We start from the raw sequence: 13,886 nt of genomic DNA, 5'->3' as shown, positions 1-13,886 counted from the left end.
TAAAGTGCTAATTTAACGTTTTCATCAAATTATTTTTCGCGTTTTTTTGTAAATATTTTCCATTTAGCCAGTTTTTGTCAAATTTGTCATATTTTTCTCTTTTTCAGAATATTTATAAAGTGGCACATACAGGGCTAGGACCCCTACGCCTACAATTGTTGATGACCAGCCGGAATCAAGGCTATTGAGATATACCAACCCCACCAGGAAGAGCGGAATATTTACAAAAGCGAATGCAATTATGACCTTGTCCCACAATCTAGGAACCCTCAAGCCTTTTGTATTTTCTTTACCGGATTTTGTACTTTTATTATTCTTCTCCCTTTTATACTTAACATAGGAGTAGAGACTTATTCCGTTTGCCAGTGCATATCCCAGTGACGATGCAGCAAGTATTGCAGATGGGGACTTGAGCATTATCAAGCCATAATTCAATATTATAATTGAAATCATTGCATTTACAGGTACTCCATATTCATTTGTCCTGCTGAAAATTTTTGGCAGACTGTTGGTAGATGCCATTGAATGCATGGCCCTTGAAGCTCCAAGAAATCCTGTTTGAATTATCATCAGCATCGCTGCAACCAGCATTATGGAACTCATTATGCCACCTGTACTGCCAAATGTCATTTTAGCTATTGTAAGAATAGGCGGCTCAGTGCTGTTTATGACTCCATCCACTCCCAGCAGTCCTATGCAGACAGTCTGCACCAGTACGAATATAACCATGCAGATCGCTCCGCAGCTGAAAAGGGCCTTTACTACATCCCGTTTCGGGTCCTTGTACTCCGGCCCGTATACCGCAGCAGTCTCCCATGCACAGGCGCTCCATTGAGCCATGCCGAAGATACCGAAAATGACAAGAATGTTTTTAACGTCAAGGGTGAAATCTGCAGGCATCCAGTTGTTTGTAATGTTTGCCATATCCACCCTTCCCAGAGCAAAGGGGGCAACAGCCAGCACTATTAAAGGAAGCAACGATACTATGTTAAGTATGTAGCCGACCACCGCTCCGCTTTCAAGCCCCTTCCTGTTGAACATATGCATTCCAAAGAATATGAGCGTCCCTATTATTAATGTAACGAGCTTGTCCGGATAGTTACCAAGGACGGGCATGACACTTACTGCAAAATCCTTAATGGAAAGTGTGAATATTGCAAGTATTGGGCTCCAGGCGAACCAGTAGCTCCAGGCGCTGAATCCTCCTATGAAGTCGGAATATCTGTTTCCACCGCTCTTCAGTATCTTCTGCGAGTATCCGGGAAGTCCCGACGCATCGGGAAAGTCAACAGCCATCTCGGCATAGGCAAGATTCTGGAAGAATCCCTGTCCCACGGATATTGCCCATACCAGTATTGAAAATGCATACATATATGAAGTGAAATACACTATCGACGGCATTATCAACAAGGGTACCCCAAGAGCTATGGACAGCCCCTGCTTCCAGTCTATGTTTCTTTGTAACTTATTTTCCATAACATCTCCTAGTCTTTAATTTAAAGTATTACCATTCTATCTCTTATTTAATTGAAATTCTTGCACAACATCTCAATACTTTTGCATTTTATTAAGCTTAATGCACAATATTCTTAGAACAAAGAGCACTCCGAAATCTCCAACATTCCTGCCAGTGCATCAAAGTCATTAAAAAAGCTGGATAAAATCCAGCCTTCAGGTATCAATTTTGTTTATTGAAGTTTTGACGTTCCATTTTGGTAATTTAATCCTTATATGCCACAACATCAATCTCAATATCAAGATTCTCATAAAGATCACTTACAGCAACAGTCACCCTTGCCGGATAACTATCAGCAAAGAATTCCTTGTAAACATTATCCATCTCTTCAAACTTGTCCATAGATGATATATAGATGTTGCATTTCAGCACTTTGTCCATTCCGGATCCAGCCGCAATCAGAACATTTTCTACATTTTGAAGAGTTCTTCTTGTCTGCAATCCCACGCTATCCCTTTCCATTTCACCAGTATCCGGATCGATACATATTTGTCCAGACAAATAAATCATGTCATTATGGACTACTGCCTGAGAATATGCCCCAACAGCTCCAGGAGCCTTCTTGGTCGATATTATTTCTTTCATATTCTACTCCCGTCTTCCTTAAGCTTGTCTTGCCGCATCTCTTTCATCCTGCTCCTCTGCCAGCCTACATCCTGTAGGTGTAAGACAAAGACCTCCATTGCAGGTACACCTCAGCTCACTGGGAAGCTGTGCTCCAACCCTGAACATTGTCTCTGTCGACTCATCAAGGGGTATGCATGCATCAAATCCACCCATTATTATATTGGCTGATACTACTGCATTTGCACTGGCGCTAGCGTTTCTACTTATGCAAGGTACTTGCACCAGTCCGGCAACCGGATCGCATATTATTCCCAATATGTTTTGTATTGCAACCGAAGCTGCATCCAGAGCTTGTCCGACAGTTCCTCCCATGTAGTGCATAAGTCCGCCGGCCGCCATTGCAGAGGCTGCTCCAGGCTCCACTTGGCAGCCGTATAGCTCTGCTGAGAAATTGCAGTCCTTGGCCATGCACACACCGATTATCGCTGTCGCCAACATAGCTTTTACTTTGTCGTCTTCACTGGCTTCTACTGATTTTGCAGTTCCTAGGATCACTCCCGGAATAACTCCTGCAGACCCTCCCGTTGGCGCACATAGAACAACTCCCATTGCACTGCTATACTCCATAGTAGCTATAGACCATGGTGTTATAATATCCAGAACACCCATACTGAGCCACTTGCTCTTGTCCTCGGATTTTTTTGCTATCTTTCCGGACGTTGGTTTCAGTATACCGCTCATGTCTATATCACCCTTCATGGCTTCGGCAATGCCGTCCTCCATAATTTTGATGATTTTCTTCATGAAACCAATGATTTCTTCTTCTTCCCATCCGCTCCTTGCTTTTTCATACATAAGAGCAAGTTCCCAAAGCTCTTTACCTTCTTTTTCTGCAATTGCAAGCATCTCATTAGCTGATTTAAAAGGAACGTCGCCATCAACATTTGAAAGAACGGCAAGGACCGGTTCAATCACATTCACGTCCACCACACTATCTATAACTTTCAGTTTTTCAATCAGATCATTCGAGACGTTCTTTCTCAATTTAACATTGACGAGTCCTCTATCTTCAAAAGTAGAATAATCTATTTTCTCATATTTGTCGATATTTGACTTAATTTCAAAACATAGTTGCTCAAGACTTTTGTCGTCAGACGTATTTGCGAAAACAAGGAGTTCATAAGCATCGCCGACTATTGACACCGGTAAATTGTCTATTGTAAGCAGTTTAACTGTTCCGCCTCCGGTTGAGTCAGCCTGCACTATCCGCTCTTCACCATCATCACCCGTTAATGTTATTCTTGAAATATTTGGTACTATAGCTTCAAAATCACTTATCTTGAACTGAATGTCAATACCCATTTTTCTTGCAGTCAGATGGGCATTTCTCAATTTAGGATCTTCAGGCCTATTGCCAAGCAAACCCGATGTAAAACCGAGATCTGTCTTTTGTCCCTTGTACATGTTTGTATACGCGCCTTCTCTTGCAAATTCAACAACCGCCTTCTTTAAATTACCCCTAAGAAGCTGACTGCTCAAAAAACCTATTCTTGCAGGTCCGCAAGTATGAGAACTCGAAGGCCCTACCATAATCGGTCCAATTATATCATTAAAGATACTTGGATTTTGTCTTTTCATTATAACCTCCTGATTCAACTGTATAGCTAAATTAATAAATTTGAATTTTTTAATGAAATTTAAATGAAGAAGCATGTAGTAGCTATCTACAGCTTTCTGATTGGATGCCTTGCTTAAATAACATGAAATGAAATCGTTATAGAAATGCGAATTGATTACAAACCAAGTATACAAAAAAAAAAAAGAATATGCAAGAAATAATTTCAAAATTATGAAAAAATATGATATAATACATCCATAAAGACGATTAATTTCATTAATATGTAATTAATCTTGATAAAATGGAGAGTGAAGTGAAAATGGCAAAAACTGAAACAAATATGACAGATATTGAAGAAAGAAAAATAGGAGACAGAATAAAGGAAATAAGAAAAGAAAAGGGATTGACCTTGAAACAGTTATCAGAAATGCTGGATTTATCAATAGGCTATTTGAGCAATCTTGAGAGAAATCTAAACAGTCCAACATTGGATTCGTTGCAAAAAATTTGCGAGTCGCTTGAAATAAATATTGTAGACCTGCTGGAAAAATCTCCTAAAGATAATCTTCTCGTGACAAAAGACGAGAGAAGAGTTGTCTTTGAAAAGAAAGGAGAAATAAGATATGAAATGGTTAACAGCAGTGAAAAAAATCTGAAAGGAGTCTGTATAATCATGGAACCGGGAGCCAACTATAAGAATTTCTCCTGGGGACACAATTCTGACGAACTTGGAGTCGTAATCAAGGGAATGATGAAAATTGATACAAATGATAATGAATACATTCTCAATGAAGGTGATTCCCTATATATTCCGGCACATACATCCCATTCTTTGATAAATATAGGGAAAGATCAATGTATAAGCTACTGGTTCAATACAGAAATGCCCAATTCCGACAAATAACCAACTAGAAAGTTAAGACTATCTATGATTAGATGGTCTTTTTATTTCAAAATAATGAAATACGTTTATATGTAAATGATAGTTGCTGTGTTTGCATCATCATGAAACAGATATTTACGTCGGATATATTCTACAATTTTGAAATTATGGATACAAACGTTTTTTGTCCATATACATCGCGCACATCTCTATAGCGGCCATTTATCAACCCTTTAGCATTTCAGCGCGTTACTGGCGTCTTATGACAGTAAATTTAAACTTGACAAGGAGCCTCAAAAATTGTATTCTAATTTCATAAAAATGAAATTTAATAATTATGAAATTTATCGTTCGATATGCGGATTGAAATGATAAATAACAAAATTAAGGAAAATGTTTTTCCTGGAGGAATGATTATGAAAAAAAATAATGGTTTTTTGTCAATGATTAACAAATCGCTGTTTTTCCCACCAGCGATCATACTAACGATAGGAGTTTTATTAGGAGCTTTCAATCCAGAAGGATTTGGAAAAGGTTCTTCCATTGCATTGAATTTTACATTGAAATATTTCAGTTGGGCATATTGTATCGGAGCAATAATTTTGACAGTATTCTGTTTCTGGGCAGGTTTTAGTAAATACGGAAGAATCAAACTAGGCGGACCAGATGCAAAACCAACAATGGGTCGTTTTACATGGTTTGCAGTTACATTCACATCATCACTGGCAATAGGAATCAGCTTCTACTGCGTAGCTGAGCCGATGATGCATTATATGAATCCTCCTACATTCCTGGGAATAGCCGGAAGTTCCGTGGAATCGGCACAAATAGCATTAAGATATACATATCTGCACTGGGCATTTATTCCTTTTGCTATATATGTAAGCGCTGGTGTAGCATGCGCCTTTATGTTCTACAACGCGAGAAGATCTTTCAAAGTGAGTTCTTCCCTGTATCCATTAATCGGAGACAAAGTCGATGGTATGATCGGCAATACAGTTGATGCTTTGGCAATCTTCGCAATGGTTGGAGGAATCGGCACATCCTTCGGACTAGGAACACTTCAAATCGGAGCAGGAATGGATTATCTTTGGGGTTTTGAAACAGGTCCTGCAGCATGGACTACTATAATATGTGTAATGGTAGCAATATATACTACTTCCGCTTGCACCGGTTTACATAAGGGAATCAAATACATTAGTACTGCAAATATGTATATGTACTTCTTCCTGTTGTTTGCTGCATTCATATTTGGACCGAAAATAAGCATTCTTGAAAATATACTCACAGCAGTAGGAGACTACCTGGACAACTTGATACCCATGGCATTCAACCTTGATCCAATCAAGCAAACAGGATGGACCAAGGATTGGACAATGTTCTACTGGGCATGGTGGCTGGCATTCGCCCCATTGACGGGACTCTTCATGGTTAAACTTGCCAAAGGAAGAACAATTAGAGAATTTGTTACGATGAATCTGATAGCACCTGCAACCTTCGTAATAATATGGTTCGGAATTTTCGGCAGCGCCAGCATATTCATGGACCATTTCGGTGGAACTGCTATAGGAGAAACAATTAACCAGTTTGGAGCTGAGGTAGCGCTGTTTGCATTCCTAAAGGAGCTTCCTCTAGCCGGTATCACAAGCGTGGTTGGATTGCTCGTCGTTGCAGCGTCATTCATCACCCAAGCTGAAGCCGTGAGTCTGACATTGTCTACAATGACTACAGTCGGCTTCGACGATGCAGGTAATGAACAAAACCCACCTCGACCCGTAACTATTTTCTGGGGTGTATTAATGGGGGCAATAGCACTGATTCTTCTTCTGACAGGAGGAGCAAAAGCGTTGCAAACTTCCGTAATCGTTTGCGGACTTCCAATCATAGTTCTGCAGTTAGTTATGGCAGGAGCTCATGTTAAAGCCATGATAAACGCCAAAGATTATGACCAGGTAGGCACTTTCGATGAAAACAATCAGGAACAATATATAAGCCAGCTTTAAATCTATAAGAAAAACCGAAGGAGATTAACAATGCAAGCAAAAGGTAATTTTGTTACAAATGAAGATATTCAAAAAATACATGAAGCAGTAGTAAATATACTGTCTGAAAAAGGTGTTAGATTCTATGATGAAAAAGCGCTGAAAGTCTTCCGAGAAAACGGAGCGAAAGTCGAAGACGAAATCGTGTATATTGACAAAGAACTTCTCAATAAAGCTTTAGCAACGGTACCGGATAAATTTGAGTTAGAAGGAAGAGACAGCAAATATAATGTAACCGTGGGTGGAGGAGATCCTGTTTTTTGTCCCGCTTACGGACCCGTATTCGTAAAGAAAGGTACTGAAACCAAGTCTGCAACATGTAATGATATGGTAAGGTTTACCAAACTTGTTCAGAGCAGCAAGACAATCAACATGCTTAATCCATATGTAGTGACTCCACAAGATATAGATGTAGACCGATTACAAATGTACCAACAAGCTGTATGCCTTAAGTACGGAACAAAACCTACGATGGGTATAACAGCAGGATATGACATGTCAAAAAAATGCATCAAACTCATTAAAGATTTCTATGATAAACACGATAAACACGTCGTGATTGGACTTTGCAGCGCCCTGTCTCCGCTATCATATGATGAAGCAATGATAGGAGGAATCTTCGCTTACGCCGAAGAGAACCAACCCATAATCTTCGGATGCGGCGCACTTCCGGGAGCCACTTCACCAGTTACTTTGGCAGGTACAATGGCAGTTGCAACAAGCGAGCTTTTGGCTGGAATAGTACTTGCACAACTAATAAATCCGGGAGTTCCAGTTGTATTCGGCAATGTAGCAGCATCTACGGACTTGAGATATGTAACTCCAGCAATAGGAACTCCAGAGGCAGGACTTATAGCGATGTTCTCAAGAGCAATTACAAAATTTTATGGAATCCCATGCAGAGGTGGCGGAGCCTTAAGCGATTCAAAGCTACCCGACATGCAGGCAGGTATAGAAACCATGTTCACCCTGCTTCCTGCAATAGTATCAGGAATAGATTATGTAATTCATGCCTGCGGAATACTGGATTCGTTCAATATTATTAGTTATGAAAAATTCATAATTGATGAGCAATCAATAGAAATGACAAAACGATTTGTAAATGGATTCGAGATAAACGATGATACCCTGGGTCTTGATACTATAAAGACAGTAGACCACGGAGGACAGTATCTGGAACAAATGCATACTGCTATGCATTTCAGAAACGAGCATTTTGCTCCTAAACTGTTCGAGAGAGCTTCCTTCGAAGTATGGGAAAAGAATGGAAGCAAAACAGTTCTGGATAATGCCTTGGCCGAAATGGACAGCAGACTTGAAGGGTACTCGGAGCCTGAAATGACAGAAAGACAGAAAGAATTGATTTCTGAATATCTAAATATAAAAGGAGAGGAAAAATGTACTATATAGGAAGAGATATGGGGATTAACCATATTAAAGCAAGAAAAAATCACAGTTGTTATGGAATGGGTTTGGGTATAATGATTTTAGACGAAGTATATCCGGGCTTTCCAGGAGACGTAAGAAATGCCAGCGCATTTCCCTACCCTGTACAATATGATATAGTCAAGGATATCGACATCTTCAAACTTGTATGGGAAGAAAACAAAAGCCAATGTCTGCAGCCAATATTAGATGCAGCCAAAAGACTTGAAAAAATGGGCTGCAAGGCTATCGCCGCAGAATGCGGGTATTTTGCCTATTTCCAGCCTGATGTTGCAGGATATGTTGATATACCTGTATTTATGTCAAGTCTTTTACAGGTTCCAATTATCCAGCAGACTATAGGACCAAAGAAATCAGTAGCAATAGTTGCAGCACAAGGGAAGTTCCTCAAGGATGAACATCTCAAGAACGTAGGTATCGATCCAAACAGCAATATTATAATTGCAGGAGCACAGGATGAATATGGATGTTCACAATTCGATTCATTATGGGATCATACAAAACGTCCAGAAATACCTGAAGCATACTATGATAAGTCTGAAGAGGATATGATAAAAATGTGCAAGGATCTCAAGGCTAAGAATCCCGATCTTGGAGCAATAATGCTTGAATGTACAGGAATGCAACCTTTTGCAAGAGCTATACAAAGAGAGGTTGACCTCCCCGTTTACAGCTGGGGAACACTACTGGACTATGCATATTCGGTAGTAAACCATAGAGATTATTACGGTCATGTTTAATACCAGTCACTAGAAACCAAAAGAGAACCTGTCAATAAATTCGCAGGTTCTCTTTTATAATATTTAACCAATCTTTTCAAATGCTTCCCAACATCGTTATTTGCATTAATCCGATCTGCATATATGGCAAAACCCCTCTTTATTTCTTCAAAAAATAAGCCACCTTGTAATATTCTATATCATAACCTTCCCCGGCAAGCATTTTTGAAATCTTTCTAGGTCCGTATCCCGCTTCCTTGAATTCAAGTATCAGTTTTTCCGCAGCCTCATCTATTATATCCTTCCTTTTCACAACGGAACCATTTGAAGACTCTTCTCCAATTTCAAAAGGAAGGTGCTCTATGCCTATCTCTGTTAAAATCTCCGTTTCATCACCAATATCAGATATCAAAGGCGCAGCGGCATCTATGCTGAAGTTGACGACATCCCTGAACTGCCTGATGTTTCTAGGATAGCTGGCATTGAGTATTGCAGATTCAGCCTCGGGACTGAAGACCACATTGTATCTGATTCCATGGAGTTCCTCCACTGCCTTTATATACTTGTCTACGAAATAGTGGAAAAGATTCTCCCGCTCCTCTATTCTCCTTTCCTTCAACGAAGGAATATACAACTCGTACTGGGCAAGCCTCTGGTAAAGCTCAGGAAGCATCTCATCCTTAAGGTTCTTGGTTGAGGCTGCAATGATTATGACGTCGACGGGAATCTCCCGCCCTCCGCCAATCCTCCTTATCTTTCCGGACTCCACAGCAGTGAGGAGCATGGTCTGGTAATTTTCAAGGGCGTGTGCTTCATCGAGGAAGAGTATGCCTCCGTTTGCCTGTTCGAACAATCCCTTCTTCTGCTTTGACCCCGTGTAGGCCCCTTCCTCGCTGCCGAAGATTTCCACAGCCGCTATGTCCGGATTAGTGAACTGTCCACAGTTTATTTCAATGAAGGGTGCATCGCTGTCTATGACCCCCACCTCCTTTGCATACTTGTATATGAGGTTGGCCATCATGGTCTTGCCCGTTCCCGATTCACCTATTATTATGGAATGCCTTGGCCCCGCAAGGGATCCCACAGTCCTTCTTGCCTTCAGCAGAACCTCCTTCAGACTTCCCGAATTCCCTATTACCGAAGAGAAGTTGTCTTCCGGCCTGTTGAGGGATATGTGCAGTTCAAGATATTTCACCTTCCTGTTGAGCTCGTCTATTTCCTGTATATCCTTGAATATGGAAAAAGCACCCTTGAATTCACTTCCTACATATATAGGGAAAGAGCTTACCACATATTTTTTGCTACCTACATAATGTATTTTCTTGTCGAAGATAGCATGTTTGTTTTTCAGCACCTTAAGGAGTACGGCATCAGGATAATAGTCCGCTATGGGAGTGCCTATCATGTCCGCTGCCCTGTTGTTTGAATAATCCGCCGATATCTGATTCACATATACCAGTATTCCATTCTCATCAACCACATTGATTCCGTCATTACTCCTGTCCAGTATCTTTTCGAAAAGCCTGTCCCTGTATAGATCTTCATATTTAAGCATAAAACCGCCCCTTTTTCTAACGTTTATTACAACACTTTTTGCAATATTCTAACATTTACAACGATATTTTTCAAGAAAATTACGCATTTTCAACGTTTTATATATTGGCACGGTTCTTGTATATATTGTCTGCATAGATTGATTTGAAGGTAATTTTAAATCACACATAAATATAATCACGGAGGTTATTATGTCAAAGATAACAGAAATTAGATGGCATGGTCGTGGAGGCCAGGGTGCTAAAACAGCTTCCCTGCTATTGGCTGATGTTGCTTTCAACACAGGTAAATATGTACAGGGTTTCCCGGAGTACGGTCCAGAGAGAATGGGGGCACCTATAACAGCTTACAACAGAATAAGCGAAAACAAGATTAGAGTACACTCTAACATTTATGATCCCGAGTTCGTAGTGGTTGTTGACGAGACACTTCTTGAAACAATACAGGTAACCAAGGGGCTGAAAAAGGAAGGCGCTATAGTAATAAACACAGAGAAGTCACCTGAAGAAGTAAAAGGGCTCCTCAACGGATATGAAGGAAATGTATTCACAATAGATGCAAGAAAAATATCGGAGGCAGCTCTCGGAAAATACTTCCCAAACACACCGATGCTTGCAGCAATAGTAAAGGTGAGCGGAGTAATGCCGGAAGAAAAATTCATCGAAGAAATGCAGCATTCATTCGAGCACAAGTTCGCTTCAAAGCCTGAGGTTATCGAAGGAAACATGAACGCTCTTAAAACAGCTCTTCAGGAGGTTAAATAATGGAAAAGAAAACAAATATAAATGAAACTATTGTTTGGCAGGACATCACTCCAGGGGGAGACATACTTGCCAGCGGAAACTCAGCAGAGTTCAAGACAGGCGACTGGAGAACGGACAAGCCAATCGTGGACATGGAAAAATGCATACACTGCCTTCTTTGCGTGCCTGTATGCCCTGACACTTCAATCCCTGTTGAAGACGGAAAAAGACTTGAATTCGACTATGACCACTGTAAAGGCTGCGGCGTTTGCGCTAAAGTCTGTCCGGTTAACTGCATAACTATGGTACCGGAAGGCAAATAAGGAGGATAAAATGGCAATTAGAGAAAGATTATCAGGAAACGAAGCTGTAGCAACAGCTATGAGACAAATAAATCCCGACGTAATGGCGGCTTTCCCAATCACACCATCTACGGAAGTACCTCAGTATTTTTCAAAATACGTGGCTGACGGTCTCGTAGATACGGAGTTTGTACCTGTTGAAAGCGAGCACAGTGCAATGTCTGCATGTGTAGGTTCACAGGCTGCGGGCGCAAGAACATTCACGGCTACATCATCATGCGGTCTTGCACTTATGCACGAAATACTTTACATAGCTGCTTCAAACAGACTTCCTATCACAATGGCAGCAATAAACAGAGCTCTTTCAGGACCTATCAACATCAACGCTGACCACTCCGACACAATGGGTTCAAGGGATGCAGGATGGATTCAGATTTACTCCGAAAGCAATCAGGAAGCATACGACAACTTCATCCAGGCAGTAAGAATTGCAGAACACAAGGATGTAAGACTGCCTGCAATGGTATGTCAGGACGGATTCATAACAAGCCACGCCGTTGAAAACATAGAGCTTATAGAAGACGACAAGGTAAAGGACTTCGTTGGAGAATACTATCCTGAAAACTACCTTCTTAACTCGGACCAAAATCTGTCTGTAGGACCTTACGACTCTCCTGCATTCTACATGGAGCACAAGAGACTCCAGGTGGAAGGAATGAGAAACGCAAAGAGAGTAGCTCTTGAAATAGCAGAACAGTTCGAGAAGATGACAGGAAGAAAGTACGGACTTTTCGAGGAATACAGACTTGATGATGCAGATGCCGCAATAGTAATAATCAACTCTGCTGCAGGTACTGCAAAGGATGCAATAGACAAATTGAGGGAAGAGGGAAAGAAGGTCGGTCTTCTTAAGATAAGACTCTTCAGATCTTTCCCCGCCGAAGAGATAGCAGAAGCACTAAAGCATGTAAAGGCCATAGCCGTAATGGACAGATCGGACAGCTTCAACAACCAGGGTGGTCCTCTTAATGCGGAGGTCAAGTCTGCCCTTTATGGAACTGAAAACGCACCGAAGATAATTAACTACATCTACGGACTTGGCGGAAGAGATGTAAAGGTTGAAAACATAGAAGAAGTATATGCTTCATTATTTGAAATAATTAAGACTGGAAACACTGGAGAAACTTACAGATACCTTTCAGTTAGAGAACAGGAGGCACAATAATGGCTTACAATTTGAAGAAAGAACTGGCAAAACCGGAAAGACTGGCCGGCGGCCACAGAATGTGCGCAGGATGCGGAGCACCTGTAGCTGTCAGAGCGGTAACAAGGGCTCTAAAGGAAGAAGACAAGGCCGTTATTGGATGTGCTACAGGTTGTCTTGAGGTTTCTACATTCATGTACCCGTACACTGCATGGAAGGATTCATTCATACACAACGCATTCGAGAATGCAGGAGCGACTGTCAGCGGCGTCGAAGCGGCACACAAGGCGCTGCTAAGAAAAGGTAAAATCAAGGACGACTACAAGTTCATCGCATTCGGCGGTGACGGCGGTACTGCCGACATAGGATTCCAGTCCCTTTCAGGAGCCATGGAAAGGGGACATGACATGGTTTACGTATGCTACGACAACGGAGCCTACATGAACACAGGTATCCAGAGATCCTCTGCAACTCCGCAATACGCAGACACCACCACTACACCTGCTGGTACGGTTTCAGACGGAAAGCCTCAGGGAAGAAAAGACCTTGCAGCCATAATAGCAAACCACAACATACCATATGTTGCACAGACCACTTTCATCAAGAACTTCAAGGACATGCACGAAAAGTCCGAGAAGGCGATCTACACCGAAGGGGCTGCATTCATGAACGTACTTGCTCCATGTCCAAGGGGATGGAGATATCCTGCAGAAGACCTTATGAAGATGTGCGAGCTTGCAGTTGAAACATGCTTCTGGCCACTGTTCGAAGTTGTAAACGGAGAATGGAAGCTTAACTACATGCCTAAGAACAAGCTTCCGATCGAAGAGTTCCTCAAGCCGCAGGGTAGATTCAAGCACCTCTTCAAAAAAGGCAACGAGCACCTTATAGCAAATATCCAGGCGGACATAGACAAGAGATGGGAACAGCTTCTAGTAAGATGTGGAGAAAAATCAAACATCAAGGAAACAGTCTAATCAATTCATAAATGCTGAAACAAGTTACAAATCCATGCGTGGTGCAGAACAGTTACCTCCTATGCATGGAGACAGTGCCAGTTGCGTAATCCGCAGCTGGTACTGTCGGAACTAACCACACGGAGAAGGGCTCAAAAGGCCCTTTTCCGTTAAAAAACTCCTTATAAACTACAAGGGAACAACCGCACCGGTATTTTTATTTAAATTATTATATATATGAATGTTTTAATCCACAATGAGTTTCGTTACAATTCACTCAATCAACCGTATACAGTTGAACCGTCTATATACTATAGATTTCATGAATTGACTCAA

At 41.2% G+C, this 13,886-nt stretch carries 12 protein-coding genes; 8 read left to right on the top strand and 4 right to left on the bottom strand.

Going from position 1 to position 13,886, the window contains the following annotated elements; translation table 11 throughout:
• Window positions 1–63: 63 nt before the first annotated feature.
• From BUB05_RS10550 to BUB05_RS10540, 3 genes are all read right to left on the bottom strand, one after another.
• Window positions 64–1,476 (bottom strand): APC family permease, encoded by a 1,413-nt coding sequence (locus tag BUB05_RS10550; protein ID WP_073049578.1) that lies wholly within the window; start codon window positions 1,474–1,476, stop codon window positions 64–66.
• 244 nt (window positions 1,477–1,720) lie between these two features.
• Window positions 1,721–2,101, bottom strand: coding sequence for a Rid family detoxifying hydrolase (locus tag BUB05_RS10545; protein ID WP_073049577.1), 381 nt, complete (start codon window positions 2,099–2,101; stop codon window positions 1,721–1,723).
• A gap of 18 nt (window positions 2,102–2,119) precedes the next feature.
• Window positions 2,120–3,721, bottom strand: coding sequence for an L-serine ammonia-lyase, iron-sulfur-dependent, subunit alpha (locus tag BUB05_RS10540; RefSeq protein WP_073049576.1), 1,602 nt, complete (start codon window positions 3,719–3,721; stop codon window positions 2,120–2,122).
• Window positions 3,722–4,020: 299 nt separating this feature from the next.
• On the opposite strand from BUB05_RS10540, the gene BUB05_RS10535 reads away from it, so the two are divergent.
• The 4 genes from BUB05_RS10535 (at window position 4,021) to BUB05_RS10520 (ending at window position 8,812) form a co-directional block, all read left to right on the top strand.
• Window positions 4,021–4,605: an XRE family transcriptional regulator gene (locus BUB05_RS10535; RefSeq protein ID WP_217683720.1), complete on the top strand. Its 585-nt coding sequence runs from the start codon at window positions 4,021–4,023 to the stop codon at window positions 4,603–4,605.
• A 395-nt stretch (window positions 4,606–5,000) separates the two neighbouring features.
• Entirely contained in the window at window positions 5,001–6,587 is a 1,587-nt protein-coding gene (locus tag BUB05_RS10530; protein ID WP_073049575.1) for a BCCT family transporter, read from the top strand.
• A 30-nt stretch (window positions 6,588–6,617) separates the two neighbouring features.
• Window positions 6,618–8,036 carry a trimethylamine methyltransferase family protein gene (locus tag BUB05_RS10525; protein WP_073049574.1) on the top strand — a complete coding sequence of 473 codons (1,419 nt, stop codon included), beginning with the start codon at window positions 6,618–6,620 and terminating at the stop codon, window positions 8,034–8,036.
• Window positions 8,024–8,812 (top strand): aspartate/glutamate racemase family protein, encoded by a 789-nt coding sequence (locus tag BUB05_RS10520; protein WP_175548550.1) that lies wholly within the window; start codon window positions 8,024–8,026, stop codon window positions 8,810–8,812. The genes BUB05_RS10525 and BUB05_RS10520 overlap by 13 nt, the downstream gene beginning before the upstream one ends.
• Window positions 8,813–8,951: 139 nt before the next feature.
• Here BUB05_RS10520 and BUB05_RS10515 read toward each other — a convergent pair whose 3' ends face one another.
• Window positions 8,952–10,346: a sigma 54-interacting transcriptional regulator gene (locus tag BUB05_RS10515; RefSeq protein ID WP_073049573.1), complete on the bottom strand. Its 1,395-nt coding sequence runs from the start codon at window positions 10,344–10,346 to the stop codon at window positions 8,952–8,954.
• 190 nt (window positions 10,347–10,536) lie between these two features.
• Here BUB05_RS10515 and BUB05_RS10510 point away from each other — a divergent pair, with 190 nt between their 5' ends.
• From BUB05_RS10510 to BUB05_RS10495, 4 genes are read left to right on the top strand one after another with little or no spacing between them, the layout of a single operon-like run.
• Window positions 10,537–11,109 (top strand): 2-oxoacid:acceptor oxidoreductase subunit gamma family protein, encoded by a 573-nt coding sequence (locus tag BUB05_RS10510; protein WP_073049572.1) that lies wholly within the window; start codon window positions 10,537–10,539, stop codon window positions 11,107–11,109.
• On the top strand, window positions 11,109–11,411 hold the full coding sequence (locus BUB05_RS10505; protein WP_073049571.1) for a 4Fe-4S binding protein: 303 nt from the start codon (window positions 11,109–11,111) through the stop codon (window positions 11,409–11,411). The genes BUB05_RS10510 and BUB05_RS10505 overlap by 1 nt, the downstream gene beginning before the upstream one ends.
• 10 nt (window positions 11,412–11,421) lie before the next feature.
• Entirely contained in the window at window positions 11,422–12,615 is a 1,194-nt protein-coding gene (porA, locus tag BUB05_RS10500) for a pyruvate ferredoxin oxidoreductase (RefSeq protein ID WP_073049570.1), read from the top strand.
• A complete protein-coding gene (locus tag BUB05_RS10495) occupies window positions 12,615–13,571 on the top strand; it encodes a thiamine pyrophosphate-dependent enzyme (protein WP_073049569.1) in 957 nt (318 codons plus the stop codon). Before porA ends, BUB05_RS10495 begins: the two co-directional genes overlap by 1 nt.
• Window positions 13,572–13,886 lie beyond the last annotated feature (315 nt).

The organism is Dethiosulfatibacter aminovorans DSM 17477 (assembly GCF_900142005.1).
GTDB lineage: Bacteria > Bacillota > Clostridia > Tissierellales > Dethiosulfatibacteraceae > Dethiosulfatibacter > Dethiosulfatibacter aminovorans.
This window is presented reverse-complemented; position numbering and strand designations above follow the sequence as displayed.

Excerpts from the sequence above, each read along its gene's own strand:
- BUB05_RS10505 (WP_073049571.1), top strand. The coding sequence starts at position 11,109 with ATGGAAAAGAAAACAAATATAAATGAAACTATTGTTTGGCAGGACATC.
- BUB05_RS10535 (WP_217683720.1), top strand. The coding sequence starts at position 4,021 with ATGGCAAAAACTGAAACAAATATGACAGATATTGAAGAAAGAAAAATA.
- BUB05_RS10510 (WP_073049572.1), top strand. The coding sequence starts at position 10,537 with ATGTCAAAGATAACAGAAATTAGATGGCATGGTCGTGGAGGCCAGGGT.
- porA (WP_073049570.1), top strand. The coding sequence starts at position 11,422 with ATGGCAATTAGAGAAAGATTATCAGGAAACGAAGCTGTAGCAACAGCT.
- BUB05_RS10515 (WP_073049573.1), bottom strand. The coding sequence starts at position 10,346 with ATGCTTAAATATGAAGATCTATACAGGGACAGGCTTTTCGAAAAGATA.
- BUB05_RS10525 (WP_073049574.1), top strand. The coding sequence starts at position 6,618 with ATGCAAGCAAAAGGTAATTTTGTTACAAATGAAGATATTCAAAAAATA.
- BUB05_RS10540 (WP_073049576.1), bottom strand. The coding sequence starts at position 3,721 with ATGAAAAGACAAAATCCAAGTATCTTTAATGATATAATTGGACCGATT.
- BUB05_RS10545 (WP_073049577.1), bottom strand. The coding sequence starts at position 2,101 with ATGAAAGAAATAATATCGACCAAGAAGGCTCCTGGAGCTGTTGGGGCA.
- BUB05_RS10495 (WP_073049569.1), top strand. The coding sequence starts at position 12,615 with ATGGCTTACAATTTGAAGAAAGAACTGGCAAAACCGGAAAGACTGGCC.
- BUB05_RS10520 (WP_175548550.1), top strand. The coding sequence starts at position 8,024 with ATGTACTATATAGGAAGAGATATGGGGATTAACCATATTAAAGCAAGA.
- BUB05_RS10550 (WP_073049578.1), bottom strand. The coding sequence starts at position 1,476 with ATGGAAAATAAGTTACAAAGAAACATAGACTGGAAGCAGGGGCTGTCC.
- BUB05_RS10530 (WP_073049575.1), top strand. The coding sequence starts at position 5,001 with ATGAAAAAAAATAATGGTTTTTTGTCAATGATTAACAAATCGCTGTTT.